20 protein-coding genes, 1 pseudogene and 1 riboswitch are annotated in these 22912 nt (G+C 63.4%); of the genes and pseudogenes, 13 read left to right on the forward strand and 8 right to left on the reverse strand.

What is annotated here, in order from left to right:
• The first annotated feature begins 174 nt into the window (after nt 1–174).
• The 10 genes from NKJ35_RS04790 to NKJ35_RS04835 all read left to right on the forward strand — a co-directional run bounded on the left by NKJ35_RS04790 (nt 175) and on the right by NKJ35_RS04835 (nt 11909).
• Nucleotides 175–1149: a sugar-binding transcriptional regulator gene (locus NKJ35_RS04790; RefSeq protein WP_352645343.1), complete on the forward strand. Its 975-nt coding sequence runs from the start codon at nt 175–177 to the stop codon at nt 1147–1149.
• A gap of 44 nt (nt 1150–1193) precedes the next feature.
• Nucleotides 1194–2639: an ABC transporter substrate-binding protein gene (locus tag NKJ35_RS04795; RefSeq protein WP_352645344.1), complete on the forward strand. Its 1446-nt coding sequence runs from the start codon at nt 1194–1196 to the stop codon at nt 2637–2639.
• A gap of 150 nt (nt 2640–2789) precedes the next feature.
• Nucleotides 2790–3713 (forward strand): carbohydrate ABC transporter permease, encoded by a 924-nt coding sequence (locus NKJ35_RS04800; protein ID WP_254818724.1) that lies wholly within the window; start codon nt 2790–2792, stop codon nt 3711–3713.
• A gap of 9 nt (nt 3714–3722) precedes the next feature.
• Nucleotides 3723–4580, forward strand: a complete 858-nt coding sequence (locus NKJ35_RS04805) for a carbohydrate ABC transporter permease (RefSeq protein ID WP_023676025.1) — start codon at nt 3723–3725, stop codon at nt 4578–4580.
• Between the two features lie 4 nt (nt 4581–4584).
• Complete coding sequence (locus NKJ35_RS04810; protein WP_352645345.1) at nt 4585–5703, forward strand: ABC transporter ATP-binding protein; 1119 nt, start codon at nt 4585–4587, stop codon at nt 5701–5703.
• The gene (locus NKJ35_RS04815; protein WP_352645347.1) at nt 5700–6824 is read left to right on the forward strand and encodes an ABC transporter ATP-binding protein; all 1125 of its coding nucleotides are present in this window, start codon (nt 5700–5702) and stop codon (nt 6822–6824) included. Before NKJ35_RS04810 ends, NKJ35_RS04815 begins: the two co-directional genes overlap by 4 nt.
• Nucleotides 6824–8386 (forward strand): FGGY-family carbohydrate kinase, encoded by a 1563-nt coding sequence (locus NKJ35_RS04820; protein ID WP_352645348.1) that lies wholly within the window; start codon nt 6824–6826, stop codon nt 8384–8386. The genes NKJ35_RS04815 and NKJ35_RS04820 overlap by 1 nt, the downstream gene beginning before the upstream one ends.
• 7 nt (nt 8387–8393) lie before the next feature.
• Entirely contained in the window at nt 8394–9434 is a 1041-nt protein-coding gene (locus NKJ35_RS04825; protein ID WP_352645349.1) for a 2-hydroxyacid dehydrogenase, read from the forward strand.
• A 19-nt stretch (nt 9435–9453) separates the two neighbouring features.
• On the forward strand, nt 9454–10971 hold the full coding sequence (locus tag NKJ35_RS04830) for a glycerol-3-phosphate dehydrogenase (protein ID WP_352645350.1): 1518 nt from the start codon (nt 9454–9456) through the stop codon (nt 10969–10971).
• Nucleotides 10971–11909: a sugar phosphate isomerase/epimerase family protein gene (locus tag NKJ35_RS04835; protein ID WP_352645506.1), complete on the forward strand. Its 939-nt coding sequence runs from the start codon at nt 10971–10973 to the stop codon at nt 11907–11909. Before NKJ35_RS04830 ends, NKJ35_RS04835 begins: the two co-directional genes overlap by 1 nt.
• A 42-nt stretch (nt 11910–11951) precedes the next feature.
• Here the strand turns inward: NKJ35_RS04835 and fba are convergent, their stop codons facing one another.
• Nucleotides 11952–13016: a class II fructose-bisphosphate aldolase gene (fba, locus tag NKJ35_RS04840; RefSeq protein ID WP_352476544.1), complete on the reverse strand. Its 1065-nt coding sequence runs from the start codon at nt 13014–13016 to the stop codon at nt 11952–11954.
• A gap of 255 nt (nt 13017–13271) precedes the next feature.
• Here fba and NKJ35_RS04845 point away from each other — a divergent pair, with 255 nt between their 5' ends.
• The 3 genes from NKJ35_RS04845 to derI are packed head-to-tail and all read left to right on the forward strand — an operon-like array spanning nt 13272 to nt 15275.
• On the forward strand, nt 13272–14036 hold the full coding sequence (locus NKJ35_RS04845) for a DeoR/GlpR family DNA-binding transcription regulator (RefSeq protein ID WP_352505332.1): 765 nt from the start codon (nt 13272–13274) through the stop codon (nt 14034–14036).
• A 10-nt stretch (nt 14037–14046) separates the two neighbouring features.
• On the forward strand, nt 14047–14805 hold the full coding sequence (locus NKJ35_RS04850; RefSeq protein WP_352645352.1) for a triose-phosphate isomerase: 759 nt from the start codon (nt 14047–14049) through the stop codon (nt 14803–14805).
• A gap of 26 nt (nt 14806–14831) precedes the next feature.
• A complete protein-coding gene (derI, locus tag NKJ35_RS04855; RefSeq protein ID WP_352505330.1) occupies nt 14832–15275 on the forward strand; it encodes a D-erythrulose-4-phosphate isomerase in 444 nt (147 codons plus the stop codon).
• Here derI and dhaL read toward each other — a convergent pair.
• The 7 genes and pseudogenes from dhaL to NKJ35_RS04890 form a co-directional block, all read right to left on the reverse strand.
• A complete protein-coding gene (gene dhaL / locus NKJ35_RS04860; protein WP_352645353.1) occupies nt 15272–15907 on the reverse strand; it encodes a dihydroxyacetone kinase subunit DhaL in 636 nt (211 codons plus the stop codon). The genes derI and dhaL overlap by 4 nt on opposite strands.
• A gap of 9 nt (nt 15908–15916) precedes the next feature.
• Nucleotides 15917–16924, reverse strand: a complete 1008-nt coding sequence (locus tag NKJ35_RS04865; protein WP_352645355.1) for a dihydroxyacetone kinase subunit DhaK — start codon at nt 16922–16924, stop codon at nt 15917–15919.
• A 68-nt stretch (nt 16925–16992) separates the two neighbouring features.
• Entirely contained in the window at nt 16993–17466 is a 474-nt protein-coding gene (locus tag NKJ35_RS04870; RefSeq protein WP_352645356.1) for a 6,7-dimethyl-8-ribityllumazine synthase, read from the reverse strand.
• A gap of 76 nt (nt 17467–17542) precedes the next feature.
• A riboswitch (FMN riboswitch) is annotated at nt 17543–17690 on the reverse strand.
• 91 nt (nt 17691–17781) lie between these two features.
• Nucleotides 17782–20068: pseudogene (locus NKJ35_RS04875) on the reverse strand (xanthine dehydrogenase family protein molybdopterin-binding subunit).
• 9 nt (nt 20069–20077) lie between these two features.
• A complete protein-coding gene (locus NKJ35_RS04880; RefSeq protein ID WP_352645357.1) occupies nt 20078–21064 on the reverse strand; it encodes an FAD binding domain-containing protein in 987 nt (328 codons plus the stop codon).
• Between the two features lie 3 nt (nt 21065–21067).
• Nucleotides 21068–21727: a 2Fe-2S iron-sulfur cluster-binding protein gene (locus NKJ35_RS04885; RefSeq protein WP_352645359.1), complete on the reverse strand. Its 660-nt coding sequence runs from the start codon at nt 21725–21727 to the stop codon at nt 21068–21070.
• Between the two features lie 129 nt (nt 21728–21856).
• Nucleotides 21857–22741, reverse strand: coding sequence for a helix-turn-helix domain-containing protein (locus NKJ35_RS04890; protein ID WP_352645508.1), 885 nt, complete (start codon nt 22739–22741; stop codon nt 21857–21859).
• Between the last annotated feature and the right edge of the window lie 171 nt (nt 22742–22912).

Here is a 22912-nt window from a genome sequence, read left to right on the forward strand (position 1 = left end):
CAAACGTTTTAAATGGCGCGCGGTTGGTGTGATTTCTTGCCCGTTGGGTAGCGCGGCCCTATCGACCCCGGCCCGCAAGCTCCTGGTCGGCGATTTAAACGCAGCGGTTGCTTGACTCGGGCGACGCCTTGTGAAAAATTTTGCAGCAACTGATAAAAATATCAAAGGGCGGAAATGGTTGGTTTTGGCAACGGCCTGCTGCGCGACGATGAGACAGGTATGGCAGCCCGTGCCGCCTGGCTTCACTATGCCGGCGGCCTGACCCAGTCGGAGGTCGCCAAGCGGCTCGGCCTGACCAGCCTCAAGGCGCATCGCCTGATCACCAAGGCCAATCAGGAAGGCCTGGTCAAAGTCTATATCGACGGCGAAGTCTCCGAATGCGTGGAGCTTGAGGACGAGTTGTCCGGCCGCTACGGCCTCGACTATTGCGAGGTAGTTCCGGACTTCGATGCCGAAGACCTGCCGCTCAAGGCGCTCGGCATCGCCGGCGCGCAGTTTCTCAAGCGCGAGATCGAACGCGGCGAAGAGGCGCTGATCGGCGTCGGCCACGGCCGCACGCTTGCCGCCTGCGTGGAGTATCTGCCGCGCATATCGGCCGGCCGGATCCGTTTCGTCTCGCTGCTTGGCGGCCTGACGCGCAAGTTCTCGGCCAATCCGCATGACGTCATCCACCGCGTCGCCGAACGGACCGGTGCGGAGGCCTATGTGATGCCCGTACCGATGTTCGCCAACACGGTCGAGGATCGAACCGTGTTGCTCGGGCAGAAGGGCGTCAGCGATGTCTTCGACCTCGCCAAGTCCGCCGACTTGCTTATCGCCGGCATCGGCACCGCCGAGCGTGAGGCCTCGCTTGTCGCCACCGGTATGATCGAAAAGGGCGAAATGGAGGAGATCCGCCGCAATGGCGGCGTCGGCGAACTGCTCGGGCATTTCTTCGACAACGCCGGAAAGGCCGTTGCGACGACGCTTTCCGACCGGGCGCTGGCGCTGGCGCGCGAAGACATCAGCAACCGCAGGATTGTCGCCGTCGCCGGCGGCAAGGTGAAGGTTCGCGCCATCAAGTCAGTGCTGGAGGGCCGCTATCTCAAAGGCTTGATAACCGACGAGCGGACGGCGCGATCGCTCGTGGAACAGACGCTGGTCGGGTAGCCGGCAACCATTTCGTTGAAACTACCCTGTGGAGGAGAAGAGAAATGCATGAGAAAGAGAAAGACCTCATCGACGCGTTCCTGCGTGGACAAGTCGACCGCCGTGGGCTGATCAAGGGCCTCGGTGCAATGGGCCTTGCCGCCAGCACCGCCGGCACACTGCTCAATTTCGGGCAGACCCGCGCCCTGGCGGCTGATTTCGACTGGCAGGCGCATAAGGGCAAGACCATCAAGCTGTTGCTCAACAAGCATCCTTACGCCGATGCGATGATCGCCAACCTCGACAATTTCAAGCAGTTGACCGGCATGAATGTCGTCTATGACGTGTTCCCCGAAGACGTCTATTTCGACAAGGTTACCGCCGCGCTGTCGGCCAGCTCGCCCGAATACGATGCCTTCATGACCGGCGCCTACATGACCTGGACCTATGGCCCGGCCGGCTGGATCACCGACCTCAACGAATGGATCAAGGATTCGGCCAAGACCAACCCGAAATATGCCTGGGACGACTTCCTGCCCGGCGTCAGGAAGTCCTGCGCCTGGAACGGCCAGCCTGGCGGAGTGCTCGGTTCCGACGACGCCAAGCAGTGGTGCATTCCGTGGGGTTTCGAACAGAACAACATCACCTACAACAAGGGCATGTTCGACAAGGTCGGCGTCAGCGTTCCCGGCAATATGGATGAGATGGTCGCTACGGCGGCGAAGCTCACCAAGGACGTCGGCGGTGGCGTTTACGGCATCGGCGTGCGCGGCTCGCGCTCCTGGGCGACGATCCACCCGGGCTTCCTGTCGGCCTACGCCAATTTCGACCAGAAGGACCTGAACGTCTCGGCTGACGGCAAGCTGTCGGCCGCGATGAGCACCGCCGAATCCAAGGCTTTCCACAAACAGTGGGTCCAGATGATTCAGGAGAGCGGCCCGAAGGACTGGTCGACCTACACCTGGTACCAGGTCGGCACCGATCTCGGTGCAGGCGCCTCGGCGATGATCTACGATGCCGACATTCTCGGCTACTTCATGAATGGCGGCGATAACAAGATGGCCGGCAAGCTCGCCTTCGCGGCGTTCAAGGCCAATCCCGCCGCCAAGGCACCGACGCCCAATATCTGGATCTGGTCGCTGTCGATGTCCAACTTCTCCAAAGACAAGGACGCCACCTGGTACTTCATGCAATGGGCATCCGGACCCGAGCATGCACTGTTCGGTGCGACCAAGATGGACTTCGTCAATCCGGTCCGCCAGTCGGTCTGGAACGACCAGATGTTCCGGGACAAGTTGAACAAGAGCTATCCCGGTTATGTCGAGATGTTCGACGTCTCGGCGCCGGGCGCCAGCATCAAGTTCACTCCGCAGCCGCTGTTCTTCGATCTCACCACCGAATGGGCGGCGACGCTGCAGAAGATGGTGGCCAAGGAAGTGCCGGTCGACGAGGGCCTCGACAAGCTGGCCGAGAGCATCAACGGCCAGCTCAAGGAAGCCGGGCTCGGCTAAGGCGCGGCAAAGGCTGGCCCGTCGCGGGCCAGCCTTTGAGATGTGATCGTTTGCGACGCGGTCCCGAAAGGTGCCGCCTGCTCGCCCGACCGGCCGCCTTGCTCCCTTGGGCGGCCGGGACGGCGAAGCAACAGGATGACGGAGCAGCAGATGACTGCGGCGACAATACAAAGAAACAGGCCGTCGGGCTTCAGGATCAGCAAGCGTGTGCTGCCTTACCTCCTCAGCCTGCCGGCCCTGCTGGTCTGCATCGGAATCCTGATCCCGTTCCTGACCTCGGTGGTCTATTCGTTCCAGCGCTACCGGTTGAGCCAACCCTGGGCGCGGCAGTTCAACTGGGGCGACAACTATATCTCCTTCTTCACCGACCCGAAGTTCTGGAATACGCTGGAGATTTCGCTGCTCTACGCCGGCATCACCGTCGTGCTCGAGCTGCTTCTCGGTCTCGGCATCGCCATGCTGCTGCAGAAGCGCTCGACGCTAAACAACTTCATCTCGATCATGCTGTTGATGCCGCTGATGACGGCGCCGGCGCTCGCCGCGCTGATGTGGAAGCTGATGACCAATCCCGGCTTCGGTGTGCTCAGCTATCTCGCCAGCCTGATCGGGCTGCAGGATTTCCGCTGGGCCTCGTCTCCGTCGACGGCATTGCTCACCGTCGTCCTTGTCGACATCTGGGTCTACACGCCTTTCATCATGATCCTGCTGCTTGCCGGACTGCGCAGCCTGCCGACGCAGCCCTTCGAGGCGGCAGCACTCGACGGCGTGCCGCGCAGCTTCGTCTTCTTCCGAATCACCCTGCCGATGCTGACCCCCTATATCCTGACAGCGACGCTGTTCCGCCTGCTCGATTCAATCCAGCAGTTCGACATCATCTACGCCATGACCCAAGGCGGGCCGGGCGATACGCTGACCGTCTTCCAGGTGGAGGCCTATCTCAACTTCTTCCAGTCGACCAATGTCGGCCGCTCGGCAGCACTGATGATCATCCTGTGGGCGATCACCTATTTCCTCTCGAACATTTTCATCAAGAACTGGCTGCGGCTGCGCGAACGCGCCCGCGGCCATGCATAGGAGGCTGGCATGGAACACACCTCCCTTCTCGAACGCATCCTGCGTGGCATAGCCCTGGCGCTGGTCGTGATCTTCTTCATGTTCCCGATCGTCTGGATCCTGATGATGTCGTTCCAGACCAATGAGACAATCCTGCGGATCCCGCCGCAGCTTGTCTTCGAGCCGACGCTCGCCAACTACACCGCCTTGATCACAGGCAAGCTGATGACGGCAGCCGGCACGCTCGACATCGCCTTCATGCGCAATCTCTGGAATTCCGTCTTCCTGTCGGTCACCTCGGTTGCCGTCGCGCTGCTGCTCGGCGTTCCCGCAGCCTATGCCTTTGCACGGCACAAATTCCGCGGCTCGGAGGACATCGCCTTCACGCTGCTGTCGTTCCGGTTCGCGCCGGCGCTGCTGGTGCTTTTGCCGCTCACCCTTTATTTCCAGAAGCTCGGGCTGGCCAACACCTATATCGGGCTGATCTGGGTCTACCAGCTGATCTGTCTGCCGCTGATCCTGTGGATCGTGCGCGGCTATTTCGAGGATATTCCGGCCGACATCGAATACGCCTACCGCATTGCCGGCCATTCCTGGTTTGCCACCTTCCGCAAGATCGCGTTGCCGCTCGCCGGGCCGGGCATTGCCGCTGCCGGCCTGCTCGCCTTCATCTTCGCCTGGAACAATTTCGTCTTTGCGCTGGTGCTCGCTTCGGCCGACAAGCAGCCGGTGACGGTCGGCGCGCTGGCCTTCATCACCTCCTCCGGCATCCAGTACGGCCAGATCTCAGCTGCGATCGTGCTGTCGATCACGCCGACGCTGGCGCTCGCGCTTTATGCGCAGCGCTATCTCGTCGAAGGCCTGTCGCTTGGCGCGGTGAAAGGATAGTCCGATGGCAAGCCTCGAACTGCGAAACATCGTCAAGCGCTACAAAAGCCAGACCGTTCTCGACAATCTGTCGCTGACCGTCGCCGACGGCGAAACGCTGGTCCTGTTCGGGCCGTCCGGCGCCGGCAAGACGGTGCTATTGCGGCTGGTCGCCGGCGTCATCGACCCCGACGAGGGAAAGATCCTCATCGGCGGCGAGGACATGACCGACGTCGACGCCGAGTTCCGCGGCGTCGGCATGGCATTCCAGAACTTCGCGCTGTTCCCGCACATGACGGCTTTCGACAACATCGCCACGCCGCTGCAGGCGAAGCATTCGTCGCAGGGCGCGATCAAGACCGGCGTCGAGAGCGTCGGCAAGCTGTTGAAGATCGGCCATGTGCTCAACCACAAACCGCGGGCGCTGTCCAACGGCCAGAAGCAGCGCACCGCGCTTGCCCGCGCCCTGGTCGGCTCGCCGCCGCTTCTGCTGCTCGATGATCCCTTGCGCAACGTCGATGCCAAATTGCGCTTCGAAATGCGGCTCGAACTGCCAAGGCTGCTCGCCGATCGTGGCGCAACCGTTGTCTACGTCACCCAGGACTACAAGGAAGCGATGGCGCTTGGCGATCGCATCGCAGTGATGTCGCAAGGCGTCGTGAAACAGCTCGGCACGCCCGAACAGATCTATCGCGAGCCGGCCAACGTCGAGATCGCCCGACTGTTCGGCGACCCGACCATCAACCTGCTCGACGTCAAGCCGTCCCGGGATGCCAAGGGCGTCTATGTCGGCCTGTCCAATGTCCAGGTCCATCTGGCCGGCGCGCATGAGGCGGCGGTCGGCCGTGACTGCGTGATAGGCTTGCGGCCGGAGGCGCTGGCCTTTGTTGACGAAGGCACGTCCGGCGCCATCCCGGTGACGGTCGAGGCCGAGACGCCGCTCAACGAGAAGATCGTCACACTGGTGCGCACCGTGCGCGGCCGTGAAATCCTGGTCTCGCGTCCGTCCGGGATACCGGGTCAATCCGAGGGCAGGGCGCATATCGCTGTCGACAGCAAAAGCGCCGTGCTGTTCGATCGTGCAAGCGGCGAGCGCATCGGCTCGAAAAATGTCGTCAATTTGCGCAGTGGAGAAGCGGCATGAGCCCGAGCGCAATCACCATTTTGGGCGTCGACAAGTTCTACGGTCCGATCGACCGCGGCGTGCACGCCGTCAAGAACCTGACGATGGAAATCGCCAAGGGCGAGATCGTGGCACTGCTCGGCTCATCCGGCTGCGGCAAGACCTCGACATTGCGCATGATCGCAGGCTTCGAAGAGGTCTCGCGCGGCACAATCTCGGTTGCCGGCCGCAAGGTGCACACGTTGCCGCCGGTCAAGCGCAACGTCGCGATGGCCTTCGAGGGCTATTCGCTTTACCCGCCGCTGACCGTGCGCGAGAACATGGCCTTCGCCCTCAAGGCTGCCAGGCTGGCTAAGAGCGCGGTCGATGCAAAGGTTGCTCATATCGCCAAGCTGCTTGAGATCGAGGACATTCTCGAGCGCTATCCGAGCTCGATCTCCGGCGGCCAGCAGCAGCGCGCCAGCCTCGGCCGGGCGCTGATCCGCGAAGCCAACCTGCACCTGCTGGACGAGCCGATGGGCCAACTCGAGCCGCAGCTTCGCGCTGTGCTGCGCGGCCGCATCAAGCACTTCATCAAGGAGCGCGGCCTGACCGCGATCCTGGTCACCCACGACCAGACGGAGGCCAATGCGCTGGCCGACCGTATTGCCGTTATGGAAGGCGGCGTGCTGCAGCAGTTCGATACGCCTGACAGGATCAAGGAGCGGCCGGCAAACCTGTTCACCGGCACCTTCGTTGGCGAGCCGCCAATGAATGTCTTCGAAGCCTATGTCGGCACGACTGACGGCAAGATCAGTCTCAAGCTGCCCGACGGGCTTTCGCTGGACTACGACAAGGATGCCTTCAGCGGCCCGGTTCGCGACGAATTGCTCAACCGGCAGCGCGTCGTCATCGGCGTCAGGCCTTATGCTGTCCGCCGCTCCAAGGACGGCGTGCCGGCCACGGTTTCGGCCAATCAATGGCTCGGCGATCAGACCCATATCGCCGCCGATTTCGCCGGCGGTTCGCTGGTTCTGGTCGAGCATGACCGGACCCGCCTGGAGCTCGGGGCGCCGATCAAGGTCAGCATCGATCCAAAGAACCTGCACGTCTTCGATCAGGCGAGCGGTGACGCCATTTCGCACGGCACGGAGCTTGCCTGATGCGGGATGTGCTGATCGGCGTCGACGCCGGCACGTCTGTCATCAAATCCGTCGCCTTCGACACGGCGGGCAGGCAGATCGCGGCCGCCGCACTGCCCAACAAGTACGAGACACTGCCGGGCGGCGGCGCCGAGCAGGACCTGACACGCACCTGGGCCGATACCGCGACGACCTTGCGCGAGCTTGCCAACAAGGTGCCGGATCTCGCCAGCCGGACCATTGCCATCGCCGTGACCGGGCAGGGCGACGGCACCTGGCTGATCGACAAGGATGGTGAGCCGGTGGCCAAGGGCTGGCTGTGGCTCGACGCGCGCGCTGCCGCGGTCGTCGAGGAGATACGCGCGCGGCCCGAGGACCGGCTGCGCTTCGAAAAGACCGGCAGCGGGCTCGCTGCCTGCCAGCAAGGATCGCAGTTCGTCTTCATGAAGCGCCACATACCCGCGATGCTTGCCAATGCAGCGACGGCCTTCCACTGCAAGGACTGGCTCTATTTCAAGTTGACCGGCCACCGCGCCACCGACCCGTCCGAGGGCACCTTTACCTTCGGCGATTTCCGCACGCGCGGCTATTCAGATGATGTACTCGAGGTACTCGGCGTCACCGATCTCCGGCATCTACTGCCGCCCATCGTCGATGGCACCAGGCAAAGCACCTCGCTGTCGGCGGCAGCCGCCAAAGCGACCGGTCTGCTCGCCGGCACACCGGTCGTTCTGGCCTATGTCGATGTCGCCTGCACGGCGCTTGGCGCCGGCCTGTTCGATCGCGAGCGCAAGCCGGGATGCTCGATCATTGGCTCCACCGGAATGCATATGCGGCTTGCCGAAACGCCGGAGGAGGTTCTGCTCAACGAGGCTGCAACCGGCTACACGATGACGATGCCGGCGCCGGGCGTCTTTGCGCAGATGCAGTCGAACATGGCGGCAACACTCAATATCGACTGGGTCCTTGGCCTCGCCTCCGGCATTCTCGCCTCGCAAGGTATCACACGGACCAATGGCGAGATGATCGCGCTGGTCGAGCAGTGGATATCGTCGTCCGAGCCAGGCTCGTTGCTCTACCAGCCTTATGTCTCGGAGGCTGGCGAGCGCGGCCCGTTCGTCGATGCCAATGCCCGGGCCGGCTTCATCGGCATTTCGTCCAGGCACGGCTATGCCGACATGGTTCGTGCGGTGTTCGAGGGGCTGGCTTTCGCGGCACGTGATTGCTACGCCGCCATGGGGCCGCTGCCCAAGGAAATCCGCCTGACCGGCGGAGCGGCCAGGAGCCCGGCGCTGCGCAATATCCTGGGTGCTGCGATCGGCGCCGACATTCGCACCAGCGAGCGCGAGGAGGCCGGTGCGGCGGGCGCCGCAATGATTGCTGCGGTCTGCGTCGGCCAGTACGCATCCATGGACGATTGCGTCAGTGAATGGGTCACACCGTTGCTCCGTGCGGCCGAGCCCAGCGACCGAAAGCTTGCCGCTGCCTATGAGGCGATGGCTCCGTCCTACACATTGGCGCACGAGGCGCTGCGGCCGGTCTGGCGTTCGCTGGCCGCGTCCAGGCAAACCGACGTGAATTGAGAAGAGCATGCCCAAGAAAATTGCGATCATCGGCGACCGCTTCATGCTTCCGGACGTGTTTCGCGAGAAAATCGAGGCGGCCTGCGGCGACAATCTAGACATCCGCACCGTTGAGACCGCTTGGCCCGACGAGCCGATGCAATTCGGCAATGCGGCGCTCGGCCTCGACAAGGTCAAGGAGTATTTCGGCGATCCGGACGAGGTGGTCGATTTTATCGGCGATGCCGAAATTTTTGTTACCCAGCTTGCGCCGCTCTCCGAAGCTATGATGCAGCGCCTGCCCACACTCAAGCTGGTTGCGGTGTCGCGCGGCGGGCCGATCAACATCGACATGGCTGCCGCCAAGGCCCATGGCATCACGGTGGTCAATGTGCCCGGCCGCAACGCCAGCGCGGTGGCCGAGTTCACCATCGGTGCCATTCTCGCCGAAACGCGGCTGATCCGTGTCGGCCACGAAGCCTTGCGCAAGGGCGAGTGGCGCGGCGATCTCTACCGCGCCGACCGCACCGGCCGCGAGCTCAACGAAATGACCGTTGGCGTCATCGGCTATGGCAATATCGGCACCAGGCTGGTTCGGCTGCTGCGTGCTTTCGGCTGTCGCATCCTGGTCTCCGATCCCTATGTGCAGTTGAGCGTCGAGGACCGCAATGCCGGCGTCGATCTGGTAGCGCTGGACGATCTGCTGTCGCGCTCCGATGTGGTCACGCTGCATTCCCGGGTCACCGAAGAGACGCGCGGCCTCATCGGCAAGGACGCTATTGCCCGGATGAAGCCAGGCGTAATCTTCGTCAATACCGCGCGAGGACCGCTGGTCGACTACGATGCACTCTACGAGGCGCTCGTCTCGGGACAGATCGGCAGTGCCATGTTGGAGACGTTCGCCGTCGAGCCGGTGCCTGCCGACTGGCCCTTGCTGCAGCTGCCGAACGTGACAGTGACGCCGCATATCGCCGGCGCGTCGGTGCGCACGGTGACTTATGCGGCCGAGCAGGCGGCCGAGGAAGTGCGCCGCTTCATCGCCGGTCTGCCTCCGGTCAATCCATGCTGACGACAGGGCATCGAGCGAGATGAACGGTGAAACCGAAATCGTCGACCTCTTCGTCATCGGCGGTGGCGTCAATGGCGCCGGAATCGCGCGCGATGCGGCGGGCCGTGGCCTGTCGGTCATTCTTTGCGAAAAAGGCGATCTCGCCGAGGGCACCAGTTCGCGATCGGGAAAGCTCGTTCATGGCGGTTTGCGCTATCTCGAATATTACGAGTTCCGTCTGGTGCGGGAGGCGCTGATCGAGCGCGAGGTGCTGCTCGAATCCGCGCCGCACATCATCTGGCCTATGCGCTTCGTGCTGCCGCACAGCCCCGATGACCGGCCGGCCTGGCTGGTCCGGCTCGGCCTGTTCCTCTACGATCATCTTGGCGGCCGCAAGCGGCTGCCGGCCACCCGCACGCTCGACCTGCGCACCGCACCCGAAGGCGCGCCGATCAAGGACGCCTTCAAGCGCGGCTTCGAATATTCCGACTGCTGGGTCGACGACGCCCGCCTGGTCGTCATCAACGCGCTCGACGCCGCGGAGCGTGGGGCTAGGATATTCACCCGAACCGCCTGCATTGCCGCCCGTCGCGAAAGCGGCCTGTGGTCGGTGGAGATGCGCGACGGTCGAACCGGCGTCAGGACCACAGTCCGGGCACGGGCGCTGATCAACGCCGGCGGTCCCTGGGTCAACGACATCGTCAACCGCGTGGCCGGCCAGAACTCCAAGCGGAACGTGCGCCTGGTCAAGGGCAGCCACATTGTCGTGCCAAAATTCTGGGAAGGGCGACAGGCCTATCTCGTCCAAAACAGGGACAAGCGCGTGATCTTCATCAATCCCTACCAGAACGATCTGGCGCTGATCGGCACCACCGACATCCCCTATGACGGGCGGCCGGAAGACGTGACCGCGGATGCCGGCGAGATCGATTATCTGATCAAGGTGGTCAACCGCTACTTCAAGCGCCAGCTTGCGCGCGGCGACGTCGTTCATTCGTTTTCCGGCGTCAGGCCGCTCTATGACGACAATGCCGACAATCCGAGTGCGGTGACCCGCGATTATATTTTCGAACTCGACGCTTCGGCAGGGCAGGCGCCGCTGCTTTCCGTCTTCGGCGGCAAGATCACCACCTTCCGCAAATTGGCCGAGCACGCGCTGGACCGCATCGCCCCGTTCTTTCCGAAGATGGGCAAGCCGTGGACCTCGAAAGGGCATCTGCCGGGCGGCGATATCGCCAATGCCGATTTCGAGCAGTTCCTCGGTGACCTCGGCCACGAATATCCTTGGATGCCCGCCTCCCTGGTCAAGCACTATGGCCGGCTCTATGGCACAAGGACGCGTGATCTGGTCGGCGCGGCCGGTTCGCTCGCCGAACTGGGCCGGCGCTTCGGCAAGGATTTTTTCGAGCGCGAAGCCAACTACCTGCTCGAGCACGAATGGGCCGAGACCGCGGCCGATATTCTCGAACGACGCACCAAGCACGGCCTGCATCTGTCCAGCGCGGAGAGAGAAGCGTTCGAGGACTGGTGTTCGAATCGGCTGGCGAAGGCCGGCTGATGGCCTTTACGCTGTCCCTCAACACCAATCCGCTGGTCAACCGTTTTGCCGAGCCGGACGACCTGATCGATACGATCGCCTACGACATCGGCATCCGCGACGTGCAGCTCACGCATGAATTCATCAATCCCGGCTGGCCGGCGGCAACGATCGCCAAATTCACCCGCCTGTTCCGCTCCGCTCTCAATCGCACCGGGGTGCGCGTGACCTCGGCGATGACCGGCCCTTACGGGCGGCTCAATCATTTCGGCCATCCCGATGCCGACGTGCGGCGCTACTACGTCGACTGGTTCAAGACCTTTGCCGAAATTTCGGCCGAGCTCGGCGCCGGCGGCATGGGTACGCAGTTCGCGATCTTCACCCACCGGGATTACGACGATCCTGAACGTCGCGCGCGGCTTTTCGACATCGCGCTGGCGTGCTGGCGCGAGGTTGCCGAGCATGCCCGGGCCGCCGGCTTGATCTACCTGTTCTGGGAGCCGATGTCGGTCGGCCGCGAGTTCGGCCATACGATCGAGAGCTGCCGGACGCTGCAGCGCGAGATCGATGCGGCAGGGATGGCGATCCCGCTCAAGATGATGGTCGACATCGACCATGGCGACGTGACGTCGAGCAATCCGGACGACATCGACCCTTATGCCTGGGCCGAAGCCTTTCCAAAGCAATCACCGATCATCCACGTCAAGCAGTCGTCGATGAACAAGGGTGGCCATTGGCCGTTCATTGCCGCCCACAACAAGGACGGCCGCATCACACCGGAAAAGCTGCTGGAGACGATTCGCCGTGGCGGCGGCGTCGACAACGAGATCTGCCTCGAATTGTCGTTCCGCGAGCGCGAGCCCGTCGACCACAAGGTCATCGCCATGATCCGCGAGTCGGTCGACTACTGGGCACCATTTATCGAGACCGGCAGGGCCGATCTCTTGCCACGAGCATGATGGGATGAGCAGGAGCGATGCGGCTCCTGCTCATCCAGAACGTCAGCCGAATTTCGGATCGAGGCTTCCCGACTTGTAGCGCTTGGCCATTTCCGACAGCGGCAGCGGCTTGATCTTCGGTGCGTTGCCAGCGGTACCGAACTGCTCGAAACGCTCCTTGCACAGCTTTCGCATGGCGGCCATTGCCGGCGTCAGATATTTGCGCGGGTCGAATTCGCTCGGGTTCTCGGTCAGCACCTTGCGGATCGCGCCGGTCAGCGCCATGCGGTTGTCGGTATCGATGTTGATTTTGCGCACCCCGTGCTTGATGCCGCGCTGGATCTCCTCGACCGGCACCCCCCATGTCGGCTTCATCTGGCCGCCATATTTGTTGATGATCTCCTGCAGCTCTTCCGGCACCGAGGACGAGCCGTGCATGACGAGATGCATGCTCGGCAGGCGGCGGTGAATTTCCTCGATGACGTTCATGGCGAGCACAGCGCCGTCGGGCTTGCGGCTGAACTTGTAGGCGCCGTGGCTGGTGCCCATGGCGACGGCGAGCGCATCGACACGGGTGTCGCGCACGAACTGTTCGGCCTGCACGGGATCGGTCAGCAGCTGGTCGTGGCTGATGACGCCCTCGACGCCATGGCCGTCCTCCTGCTCGCCGCCACCCATCTCCAGCGATCCGAGAACGCCGATCTCGCCTTCCACCGAGACGCCGCCCCAATGCGCCATGTCGACGACGCGGCGGGTGATGCCGGAATTATAGGCGTAGTCGGCCGGCGTCTTGCCGTCTTCCTTCAGCGATCCGTCCATCATCACCGACGTGAAGCCGTGCTGGATCGCGGTGACGCAAGTGGCTTCGTTGTTGCCATGGTCGAGATGCATGCAGACCGGGATATCGGGATGGATTTCGACCAGCGCGTCGATCAGCTTGGCCAGCACCACGTCGTTGGCGTAGGCTCGCGCGCCGCGGCTCGCCTGCAGGATAACCGGCGATTTGGTCTCCTCGGCTGCCTCCATGATGGCGAGGCCCTGTTCCATATTGTTCATGTTGAAGGCAGGCACGCCATAGCCGTATTCGGCGGCATGATCGAGCAATTGTCTCAGTGTGATGCGAGCCACTCAGTAGTCTCCCGTATCCGGTTTCTAGCCAGTGTTTGCGGGCTGTTCGGTTGTCGTCGAGCCCCTGATGCTTCTGGCCGGATTTCCGCGGCACCGCAACCGCTGGTCGCTCGGCCGGCAGCAATTCTTGTTACAGCACGCGACCAGAAGCGTCATGATATCCCATAGAGATGTAACATTATCACAAAAAAGTTGGTGGCTTGTGCGACGTTTGCCGTTATATCTCGGAACCGGGGTGTACGAGGAACCGCGGAAATGAAGAGCGACGGCCGTCGGCAAGGCATCATGGATTTTCTGATGGACATCGGCACCGCCAGTGTCGACGATCTTGCCTCACGCTTCGGCGTGTCGAAGATGACCGTCCACCGCGACCTCGACGAGCTCGAGGAAAGCGGCTTTCTGCGCAAGGTGCGCGGCGGCGCCTCGATCCAGCCGAGCAGCCTTTTCGAGAGCGATTTCCGTTACCGCCAGAGATTGGCTGGCGACGAGAAAAAGCGCATCGCCGTCGCCGCCGTGAGGATGATCGAACCGGGCCAGACGGTGATTATCGACGACGGCTCGACTGCGGGCGGCGTTGCTCGGCACCTTGCCGATCTGCGTCCGCTGACGGTGATCTCGAACAACCTGGCTGTCATCCAGGATTTGGCGGGCGTTGCGGGCATCAACCTGATTGCGCTTGGCGGCCAATACAGCAAGAAGTTCCACGGCTTCTTCGGCCTGCTCGCCGAAGACACGCTGAAATCTTTACGCGCAGATGTCGCCTTCCTGTCTTCATCGGCCATCCATGGTGCCTCTGCCTTTCACCAAGATCAGGAAGTGGTCCAGACCAAACGGCTGATGATGGCCGCAGCAGCGCGCAAATATCTGCTGGCCGATCACGGCAAGTTTGGCCGCACCGCCTTGCACTTCCTGACCGATCTCAAGGCCTTCGACATGGTCTTCACCGGCCGCGAGCCGCAGCCGCAGATGCGCGCCGCACTGGATGGCGCTGGCGTTTCGCTGACGGTGATCGCAGAGTAGGAGGGCGCGTATGGTTTATTGGGTCGGCACCAGCTGGAAAATGAACAAGACGCTCGCCGAGGCGATGGCTTTCGCCGAGGCGCTGGCGGAGTTCGTCCCCGGTTTCGACGAGCGCATTCAGCCTTTCGTCATCCCGCCATTCACGGCGGTCCGCGAGGTCAAGAAAGCGCTGTCGCCGACACGCACCAAGGTCGGCGCGCAGAACATGCATTGGGCCGACGCCGGTGCCTGGACCGGCGAGATCTCGCCGGTAATGCTGAAAGACTGCGAACTTGATATGGTAGAGTTGGGCCACAGCGAACGGCGCGAGCATTTCGGCGAGACCGACAAGGCTGTCGGGCTGAAGACTGCAGCGGCGGTGAAGCACGGTCTCGTGCCACTCATCTGCGTAGGCGAGACCTTGGCTCAACGCAACAGCGGGCAGGCCGCTGCGGTGCTGGCCCTGCAGGTGCACGGCGCACTGCAGTTTCTCGAAGGGGCGGCGAAGGCGGCGACGATCCTGTTTGCCTATGAGCCGGTCTGGGCGATCGGCGACAAGGGCGTGCCGGCCAGTTCTGATTATGCCGACAGGCAGCAGGCGCTGATCAAGAAAATCGCCCGCGACCTGCTGCCGGTGGTGCCGCCGGTGCTTTATGGCGGCAGCGTCAATCCGCAAAATGCCGCCGAACTGGTCGGCCAGCCCAATATAGACGGCTTGTTTATCGGCCGTTCCGCCTGGCAGGCGGAAGGCTATATCGACATCCTCAAACGCGCCTCGGCGGCGATCTGAAGCATCGAACTGGAAGGAAACCGAACATGAAAATAGCCATTGGAGCCGACAGCGCCGGCAAGCCGCTGCTCGACGTCATTGCCGCTCACCTCGCTACCAAGCCCGGCCTCACGGTCAACGACCTCAGCCAGGCGGGCTACTATGCCGACCTGTCGCAGAAGCTCGCCCAGACCATCCTGGACGGCGAGAACGATCGCGGCATCCTGTTTTGCGGCACCGGCATCGGCGTATCCATATCCGCCAACAAGGTCCCCGGCATTCGCGCCGCACTCACCCACGACACCTATTCGGCAGAGCGCGCCGCGAAATCCAACAACGCCCAGATCATCACCATGGGCGCGCGCGTCATCGGCCCGGAACTGGCCAAGTCGATCGTCGACGCCTGGCTCGCATCGGAATTCGATGAGAAGGGACCATCGGCCGGCAATGTCCAGGCCATCGACAGGCTCGACGCGGCGAAGCGGGGCTAAGCCAGACTGTTCCGCATCGCCCTGACGATCGTCACGGCCGACGCGGCGCCAGGATCGACGTGGCCGAGCGAGCGCTCGCCGAGACGCGAAGAGCGGCCCTTGGTGGCGATCATGTCCTTGGTCGCCTCGGCGCCGCTTTCGGCCGCGGCAAGTGCCGCATCCAGGCTCTCGGACAGGCTCTTGCCGGCTTGCTTCGCGGCACCCGCTGCCTGCGCTGCCGGCAGCCAGGCGTCGACCATGGTTTTTTCGCCGAGCTCGGCCTTGCCGCGATCCTGGATGCCTTGTGCCATCGCCCGGAACATGGCGATGACGTCAGCGTCCTCCAGAATTGCCTTGCCTTTGACGGCGGCGGCACCGCGCATGAAGGCGGTCGCATAGAGCGGGCCCGACGAGGCGCCGACTGCGTTGAGAAACGACTTTGCCGCGGTGTTGAGCAATGCCGTCGGCTCGGTCGACGCATCGATCTGGTCCAGCGTGTCGCGCACAGCGCCGAAGCCTAGTGCCATGGCGATGCCATGGTCGGCGTCGCCGATGACGCCGTCGAGCCGGCAGAGCCTGTCCTTGTCGGCGTCGATCGCCGCGGCGATCGCATCGAACATTCTTTTCAATTTGGCCGTATCGGTGGATGTCATGATGCTCTCTCAGCCGGCGCGGAACATGGCGCAGTCGCAGGGATGGTCGAGCATCTCCTGCAATTCGCCGTCGAGATGCATCAGCGTCACCGAGGCGCCGGCCATTTCGAGCGAGGTGCAATAATTGCCGACCCAGGTCGCGTGGACGGAAACGCCGATGTCATCGAGCCTCTGCTTGATCCGCCGGTTCATGATGTAGAGCTCCATCAGCGGCGTTGAGCCGAGCGAATTGACGAGCACGGCGACCTTATCGCCGCGCGCCGGCGCCATCTCGTCGAGGATCTTGTCCAGCATCTCGTCGGTGATCTCGTCGGCGGTTTTCAATTTTCCACGCGCGATGCCCGGTTCGCCATGAATGCCCATGCCGATCTCCATCTCGTCCGGCCCGATCTCGAAATTGGGCCGGCGGGTCTGCGGCAGCGAGCAGGGCGACAGTGCCACGCCCATGGTAAAGGTGTGATCGTTGGCCTTCCTGGCAATGCGTTCGCATTCATCGAATGACAGCATCCGGTCGCAGGCTGCACCAGCGGCCTTGAAGATGAAGAAATTGCCGGCGACGCCGCGCCGCTTCTGCCTCTGGTCGCGTGGCGCCGAGGCGACGTCGTCGGTGGTCAGCACGGTGCGCACTTCGATGTCGTCCATCGCCGCCATCTCTGCGGCCATGTCGAAGTTCATCACGTCGCCAGCATAGTTGCCGTACATGAACAGCACGCCGGCGCCGCCGCTGGCCGCCTTGGCGCATTCGAGGATCGGGTCCGGCGGCGGCGAGGCGAAGACATTGCCGATTGCGGCGGCGTCGGCCAGCCCCTTGCCGACGAAGCCGAGGAAGGTCGGCTCGTGGCCCGAGCCGCCACCGATGACGAGACCGACCTTGTCGGGACGTGGGCCGTCGCGGGCGATGATGGAGCGCGGACTTCCCTCCGCACTTCTGAGATGGCGCGGATGCGCAGCCAGGATGCCCTCCAGCATCTCGTCGACGGAGCGGTTACCGTCATTGATGATCTTCTTGGTCTGCACCAGCATCCTCCCTGGTTTTCGTGAGATACTACAGCGCCTTACCGGGATTTCCACCCGCGACGGAGATTTCATGCCGCGATGCGTTCGCGTGCCGCCAGCAGTTGCACGCAGGCACTGGCCGCCTCTTTGCCCTTGACCTTGAAATGCTCGAAGAAGAAGCGGTGATGGTCCGCGCTGTCATGGTAGTTGTGCGGCGTCAGCACCGCCGAAAGCACGGGCACGCCAGTCGACAATTGCACGTTCATCATGCCGTCGATGACAGCGCCCGCCACGAATTCATGGCGGTAGATGCCGCCATTGACGACAAACGCCGCGCCGAGGATCGCCGCATAGCGACCGGTCTGGGCCAAGGTCTTTGCATGCAGGGGAATCTCATAGGCACCCGGCACGTCGAAGACATCGACGGCAAAGCGTTTCTCCCCGAGAACCGCCAGTTCCGCCTCGAACGCTGCAACGCAGTGGTCGACGATGTCGGCGTGCCAGCGCGCCCGAATGACGGCAACGCGGATCGTTTCATAGTTTTTCCGGGAATGCTGATTCATGGGTCCATCCTTCCGTTTCGAACCAGAATCAGGACGCACGATACGGAATCCGAACCGCGAAAGCGGACCGTCTTCCATTCGTTCTCTTCCATCCGGACTTTGACCGTCGGCTCCGGAATCACACCGGATCTGCTGACCCTTCCGATCATCTGGAAGGCGCTCGCGGGCTTGGGCCGAAACCCTTCACCGCCGGTGGGGACTTTCACCCCGCCCTGAGAACATTGACCGCGTTTGTATGGAAGGGCTGGATGACGCTGTCAACCACCGGCGTCGCGGTCACCCTTGAGGGCGAGGAGGCGCTGACAATTTGCAGAGTCAAATGGCGATCACAGGCAAGGCAGGCAGCACCTTGTCCAAGGTGATGGGAAATTCACGCACTCGCACGCCGGTCGCGTTGTAAATGGCGTTGGCGACAGCTGCCCCGGCACCGCACACGCCGAGCTCGCCGAGACCCTTTGCGCCAAGCGGGTTGGCCTTGTCGTCATCTTCCTCGAGGAAGGCGACCTCCATATCGGGGACATCGCCATTGACCGGCACATGATACTCGGCAAGATCGTGATTGACGAAGTGGCCGTAGCGCGGATCGAGCACCGTCTGCTCCATCAGCGCTGCACCGATCCCCCAGGTCATGCCGCCGATGATTTGCGAGCGCGCGGTCTTGGCGTTGAGGATACGGCCCGCGCCGATCACAGTCAGCATCCGGCGCATGCGGATTTCACCGGTATCGCAATCGACAGCGACCTCTGCGAAATGCGCGCCATAGGAATGCTGAATAGGTCTTGTATGACTGGGTAGTGGCGCCCGCGGCTACGGAGCCTTCGGCTTCGAGCCCGTCGAGAGAGATCCCTCGGATAAGATCGGCCAGGCTCGCCGATCGCTGGCCGACCCTGACCTCGCCGTCGGCAAAGCTTGCCTCGGTGGCGTTCGCGCCGCGCAACGGCGAGGCTTCGTTCGACTGCGCCGCCTCCAGGATGCGTTCCTTCAGAGCGTTGCAGGCGTTGTGCAGCGCCGAACCCGCGCTTGCTGCGCCCCAGGACCCGCCGGAGCCGGCGGTACGCGGGAAGCGGCTGTCGCCAAGCTCCACTTTGATGGACGAGATCGGCAGGCCGAGGCTCTCCGCCACGATCTGGGTCAGGATCGTATAGGTGCCGGTCCCAATATCGGTCATGTCGAGCCGCGCCGTCACCCGACCGTCCCGGTCGATCGCAACCCGCGCCGTCGCCGCGCCGATGTAGTTCGGACGGATCGCCGCCGCCATGCCGTAGCCGATGAGCTTGCGGCCCTCTCGGGTGCGGCCAGGTGTCGGGTTTCTCCGCTCCCAACCGAAACGCCGGGCGCCTTCGTCCATGCAGGCGACGAGATTGCGGGTAGAGAACGGCACGCCGCGCTCGGGATCCTGTGCCGGCTCGTTTCGGACCCTGAGTTCGATCGGATCCAGGCCGACCCGCTCGGCGAGTTCATCCATTGCACATTCGAAGGCCAGCATGCCGGGCGCTTCGCCGGGCGAGCGCATCCATTCGCCGCGGTTGATGTCCAGCGGAACCAGGCGATGGCGGGTGAGACGGTTCGGCGCCGCATAGAGCGAGCGGGCAAACACTGCCGTTTGCTCGCAGTACTCCTCGAAGCTGGACGTTGCCGACCAGACCTCGTGCGCGATCCCGGTGAGCCGCCCATCGGTGTCCGCGCCGAGACGCACCTGTTGGATCATCTCTGCGCGGTGTCCGGCATTGGCGAACATCTGTTGTCGCGTCAGCGCGATCTTCACGGGACGCTGCAGGACCTGCGCTGCAAGCGCGGCCAGGATCGTATCGGCATGGGCAATCAGCTTGGAGCCGAAGCCTCCGCCGATGAACGGGCTGATGATGCGCACACGCTCGGGCGGGATGCGAAGCGTGCTGGCGACCCCGGCCCGGAAGTTCGCGAGGGTCTGCGCCGATGTATCGATCGTCAGCTCGTTGCCTGACCAGGCGGCGAGCGTCGCATGCGGCTCCATTGGATTGTGATGTTCGAAAGGCGTCCGGTACGTGGCATCGATCTTGACCGGGGCCGCAGCAAAGGCGCTCTCGAAGTCGCCGATCACGCTGTCGGTCTCGAAGCCGGCATTTGTCCGCTTTGGTGCATAGGCGTCGGCCTGATGGCCCGTTAGATCGTAGAGGCCCGGCTCCTTCTCGTAGCGTATTCTGATGAGGCCCGCAGCAGCGCGTGCAGCCTCGAACGTCTCCGCAACGACCAGCGCGACGGGCTCGTCGTAATACCGCACCCGATCGCTGTTGAGCGCGGGCCGGGCGCGGGTGAAGACCTCCGGCACCGTCGGCGTGACCGATGGGCCGAAATCCGGCTGGGCCGGCGCATTCCGGTGCGTCATGACGAGCAGCACTGCCGGCGCCCGTTCGGCTTCGGTCGTGTCGATCTCGGCGATGCGGCCCTTGGCGACGGAGGCGCCGAGAATGTAGCCATAGGCTGTACCATCCAGCGCATTCTCGTAAGCGTATGTGGCGCCGCCCGTCACTTTGAGCGGACCGTCAATGCGGTCGATCGGCCGCCCGATTAAGCCATTGCGCGTTTCGGAAGGATGGTTCTCGCTGGTCTTCGTCTCTGTCATCGCATCACCTCATGCACTCTCGGCGGCAGCAGCGAGCGTGTGCCGCATCGTCCGTTTCGCCAGCGGGACCTTGAAATCATTGGCGCCATGCCCGACGGCTCCGGCGAGCGCGGCTTCGGCCGCGTCGGTAAAGGCACCGTCGGACGCCGCCGCGCCTGCCAGCGCGCGCTCCGCCTCCGTCGCGCGCCAGGGTTTCGCTGCCACGCCGCCCATGGCGATCCGAGCGCTTCGGATACGGTCGCCGCTTTTCTCGACGATTGCTGCCACCGACACCAGCGCGAAGGCGTAGGAGGCACGGTCGCGCACCTTGCGGTAAAGCTGCCGGCCGGGTGGTGGCGGCGGCAGGGTAACCGCAACGACCATTTCGCCGTGGCCGAGCACGGTCTCCACATGGGGCGTCGCCTCGGGCAATCGATGGAAATCGCCGATCGTGATCGTGCGGGTCTCACCGCCGGGCGAGACGGTCTCGATCCAGGCGTCGAGCCCGGACATGGCGACTGCCATGTCAGAAGAATGTACCGCGATGCAGGCTTCGCTCGCGCCGAGTACGGCGTGCATGCGGTTGAAGCCCTGAAGCGCCGCGCAGCCCGAACCCGGCTGGCGCTTGTTGCAGGGCATGTTGCGGTCATAGAAGTAGGGGCAGCGCGTACGCTGCAGGAGATTGCCGCTGGTCGAGGCCTTGTTGCGTATCTGTCCAGACGCTCCCGCCAGCAGCGCTTGCGTGAGCATCGGGTAGCGCGACCTTACCCGTGGGTCGGCGGCGAGATCGCTATTGCGGACCTGGGCGCCGACACGAAGCCCGCCTTCCGCCGTCTCCTCGATCCGATCAAGAGGCAGCCGGCTGATGTCGACGAGATGCGCTGGGCGCTCGATCTCGAGCTTCATCAGGTCGAGCAGGTTGGTGCCGCCGCTGATGAACTTGGCGTCCGGCCGGGCCGCAACCGCGGCGGCCGCCTGCTCGGCACTCGTCGCACGTTCATAAGTGAAGGACTGCATTGCTCATGCCTCCTCTGCCGCGTCGCGGATTGCAGCGACAATGTTCGGATAGGCGGCGCAACGGCAGATGTTGCCGCTCATCCGCTCGCGGATCTCGACATCGGTGAGAGCGACGGAAGCCGCCGCCACGTCGGCGCTCGCATGGCTTGGCCAGCCGGCCCGCGCCTCGCCCAGCATGCCGACCGCCGAGCAGATCTGGCCTGGCGTACAGTAGCCGCACTGGAAACCGTCGCGGGCGATGAAGGCGGCCTGGACCGGATGCAGCCGGTCACCCTCGGCAAGGCCCTCGATCGTGGTGATCTCGTCGCCTTCATGCATTGCGGCAAGCGTCAGGCAGGCATTGATCCGGCGCCCATCGACGAGCACCGTGCATGCGCCGCACTGGCCGTGGTCGCAGCCCTTCTTCGAGCCGGTGAGGCCGAGATGGTTGCGCAGGGCGTCGAGCAGCGTCGTCCGCGGGTCTAGCTCGATGGCAAGATCCTTCGCGTTTATCCGCAACGACATCGTCATCGTCGGTACCGGCGAGGACGATGCAGCCGCCGTGACGGTCTCGGCCGGCTCGGCGTCAACCGGTATTCCGGCCGCCAGGAGCACCCCGGTCGCAACACCACCTTCCAATACCATCCGACGCGTCGGCCCGCTCCTGTTGTCCGTTTTGGCCATGCATGATCTCCCAGTCGCAATGAAGCGCAGACGGCAACTTGACCCGAGCAACCCTCGGGTTCTGTCACCCAACGACACTGGAGGTGGGAGTGCGCGCGGCGCCTTTCTTTCAAGAAACCGGCGGCACTATCAGGATTCTGGAGAAGAATTCATCCGATAGGCACGAGGCGTCGTGCCCCTGAGACGTCGGAAGGTCGTGGTGAAGTGGCTCTGGCTTGAAAAGCCGAGCCGAAAGGCAATGATACCGATCGACAAACCCGTTTCGCGCAGCAACACCTCCGCTCGCCGCACCCGTTCCTCGATCACATAGGCATAGGGTGCAAGGCCGGTCGTCGCCTTGAAGCGACGCGCAAAGCTGTCGACGGCCATGCCCGCGACGGCTGCCAGCTCGCTTAGCGAAATGTCGGAATTCATATGCGCATCGATGTAATCCCGAACGCGACCAAGTGCTCGGCGGCTGAGACAGCCGTGACGTACAAACCGCTGTTGCTCCCGGCTCAGGTTGGCCACGCGGAGGCTGACCAGGGCGACCAGATGCTCGACATAGGCAGTGTCTGGCTTGTGGCCGAGTGCCATCTCGTCGCGAAGCGAACTCAGGAGCGTGGCGACGACCGCGTCTTTCTTGTTTACCAGTATAGGCAGGTTCCTCAGGCGTTCGCATCCGGGAAGCCTGATATCGGGATCGATCCACAGGGCTGAATAGGAGAGGTTTACATCGCGATAGAAGCCCTGTCGCTCCGCGCCTGCCGGGACGAAGGTGAGGGCTCCGGGACGGTCCATTCCATCGTAAAGGGATCGTGCCTCGTGCCGGATGGATGTATGGGACGTGCCGCCTTCTTCGGTCAGCACGATCAGATGATGAGGGGCTGTCCAGCGGAGCTCCGCCTCCCGGCACGCCCACCGCCGGTTGTCGAACACGATCGAGGAGCTGACCCATGACGCGGTTTGCAGGGGCTCCGACTTCTCGTCCTGGCTCCGAACCCGTCCGTCACCAAGCAATGGTCTGAATGACATCGCGGTACCCCGCTTGTTCACTCGCCGGGCCGTGGTCAACCCCGGCTTCGAGCGTTGGGCGCCGCCCCGCCGCTACGCATACGGCCGTCCATGTGGGACAGGCAACGGGCGTTTTTAACCGTGCCGTGGTCAAGAAATCGTGAGATGAGGCAATCCAGAGCGCCCTCCCGG

The organism is Mesorhizobium sp. M0136 (assembly GCF_040322515.1).
Taxonomy (GTDB): domain Bacteria; phylum Pseudomonadota; class Alphaproteobacteria; order Rhizobiales; family Rhizobiaceae; genus Mesorhizobium.

Excerpts from the sequence above, each read along its gene's own strand:
- NKJ35_RS04850 (WP_352645352.1), top strand. The coding sequence starts at position 14,047 with ATGGTTTATTGGGTCGGCACCAGCTGGAAAATGAACAAGACGCTCGCC.
- derI (WP_352505330.1), top strand. The coding sequence starts at position 14,832 with ATGAAAATAGCCATTGGAGCCGACAGCGCCGGCAAGCCGCTGCTCGAC.
- NKJ35_RS04870 (WP_352645356.1), bottom strand. The coding sequence starts at position 17,466 with ATGAATCAGCATTCCCGGAAAAACTATGAAACGATCCGCGTTGCCGTC.
- NKJ35_RS04820 (WP_352645348.1), top strand. The coding sequence starts at position 6,824 with ATGCGGGATGTGCTGATCGGCGTCGACGCCGGCACGTCTGTCATCAAA.
- NKJ35_RS04810 (WP_352645345.1), top strand. The coding sequence starts at position 4,585 with ATGGCAAGCCTCGAACTGCGAAACATCGTCAAGCGCTACAAAAGCCAG.
- NKJ35_RS04790 (WP_352645343.1), top strand. The coding sequence starts at position 175 with ATGGTTGGTTTTGGCAACGGCCTGCTGCGCGACGATGAGACAGGTATG.
- NKJ35_RS04880 (WP_352645357.1), bottom strand. The coding sequence starts at position 21,064 with ATGCAGTCCTTCACTTATGAACGTGCGACGAGTGCCGAGCAGGCGGCC.
- NKJ35_RS04885 (WP_352645359.1), bottom strand. The coding sequence starts at position 21,727 with ATGGCCAAAACGGACAACAGGAGCGGGCCGACGCGTCGGATGGTATTG.
- NKJ35_RS04830 (WP_352645350.1), top strand. The coding sequence starts at position 9,454 with ATGAACGGTGAAACCGAAATCGTCGACCTCTTCGTCATCGGCGGTGGC.
- NKJ35_RS04845 (WP_352505332.1), top strand. The coding sequence starts at position 13,272 with ATGAAGAGCGACGGCCGTCGGCAAGGCATCATGGATTTTCTGATGGAC.
- dhaL (WP_352645353.1), bottom strand. The coding sequence starts at position 15,907 with ATGACATCCACCGATACGGCCAAATTGAAAAGAATGTTCGATGCGATC.
- NKJ35_RS04795 (WP_352645344.1), top strand. The coding sequence starts at position 1,194 with ATGCATGAGAAAGAGAAAGACCTCATCGACGCGTTCCTGCGTGGACAA.
- NKJ35_RS04805 (WP_023676025.1), top strand. The coding sequence starts at position 3,723 with ATGGAACACACCTCCCTTCTCGAACGCATCCTGCGTGGCATAGCCCTG.
- NKJ35_RS04825 (WP_352645349.1), top strand. The coding sequence starts at position 8,394 with ATGCCCAAGAAAATTGCGATCATCGGCGACCGCTTCATGCTTCCGGAC.
- NKJ35_RS04835 (WP_352645506.1), top strand. The coding sequence starts at position 10,971 with ATGGCCTTTACGCTGTCCCTCAACACCAATCCGCTGGTCAACCGTTTT.
- NKJ35_RS04800 (WP_254818724.1), top strand. The coding sequence starts at position 2,790 with ATGACTGCGGCGACAATACAAAGAAACAGGCCGTCGGGCTTCAGGATC.
- NKJ35_RS04815 (WP_352645347.1), top strand. The coding sequence starts at position 5,700 with ATGAGCCCGAGCGCAATCACCATTTTGGGCGTCGACAAGTTCTACGGT.
- NKJ35_RS04890 (WP_352645508.1), bottom strand. The coding sequence starts at position 22,741 with ATGTCATTCAGACCATTGCTTGGTGACGGACGGGTTCGGAGCCAGGAC.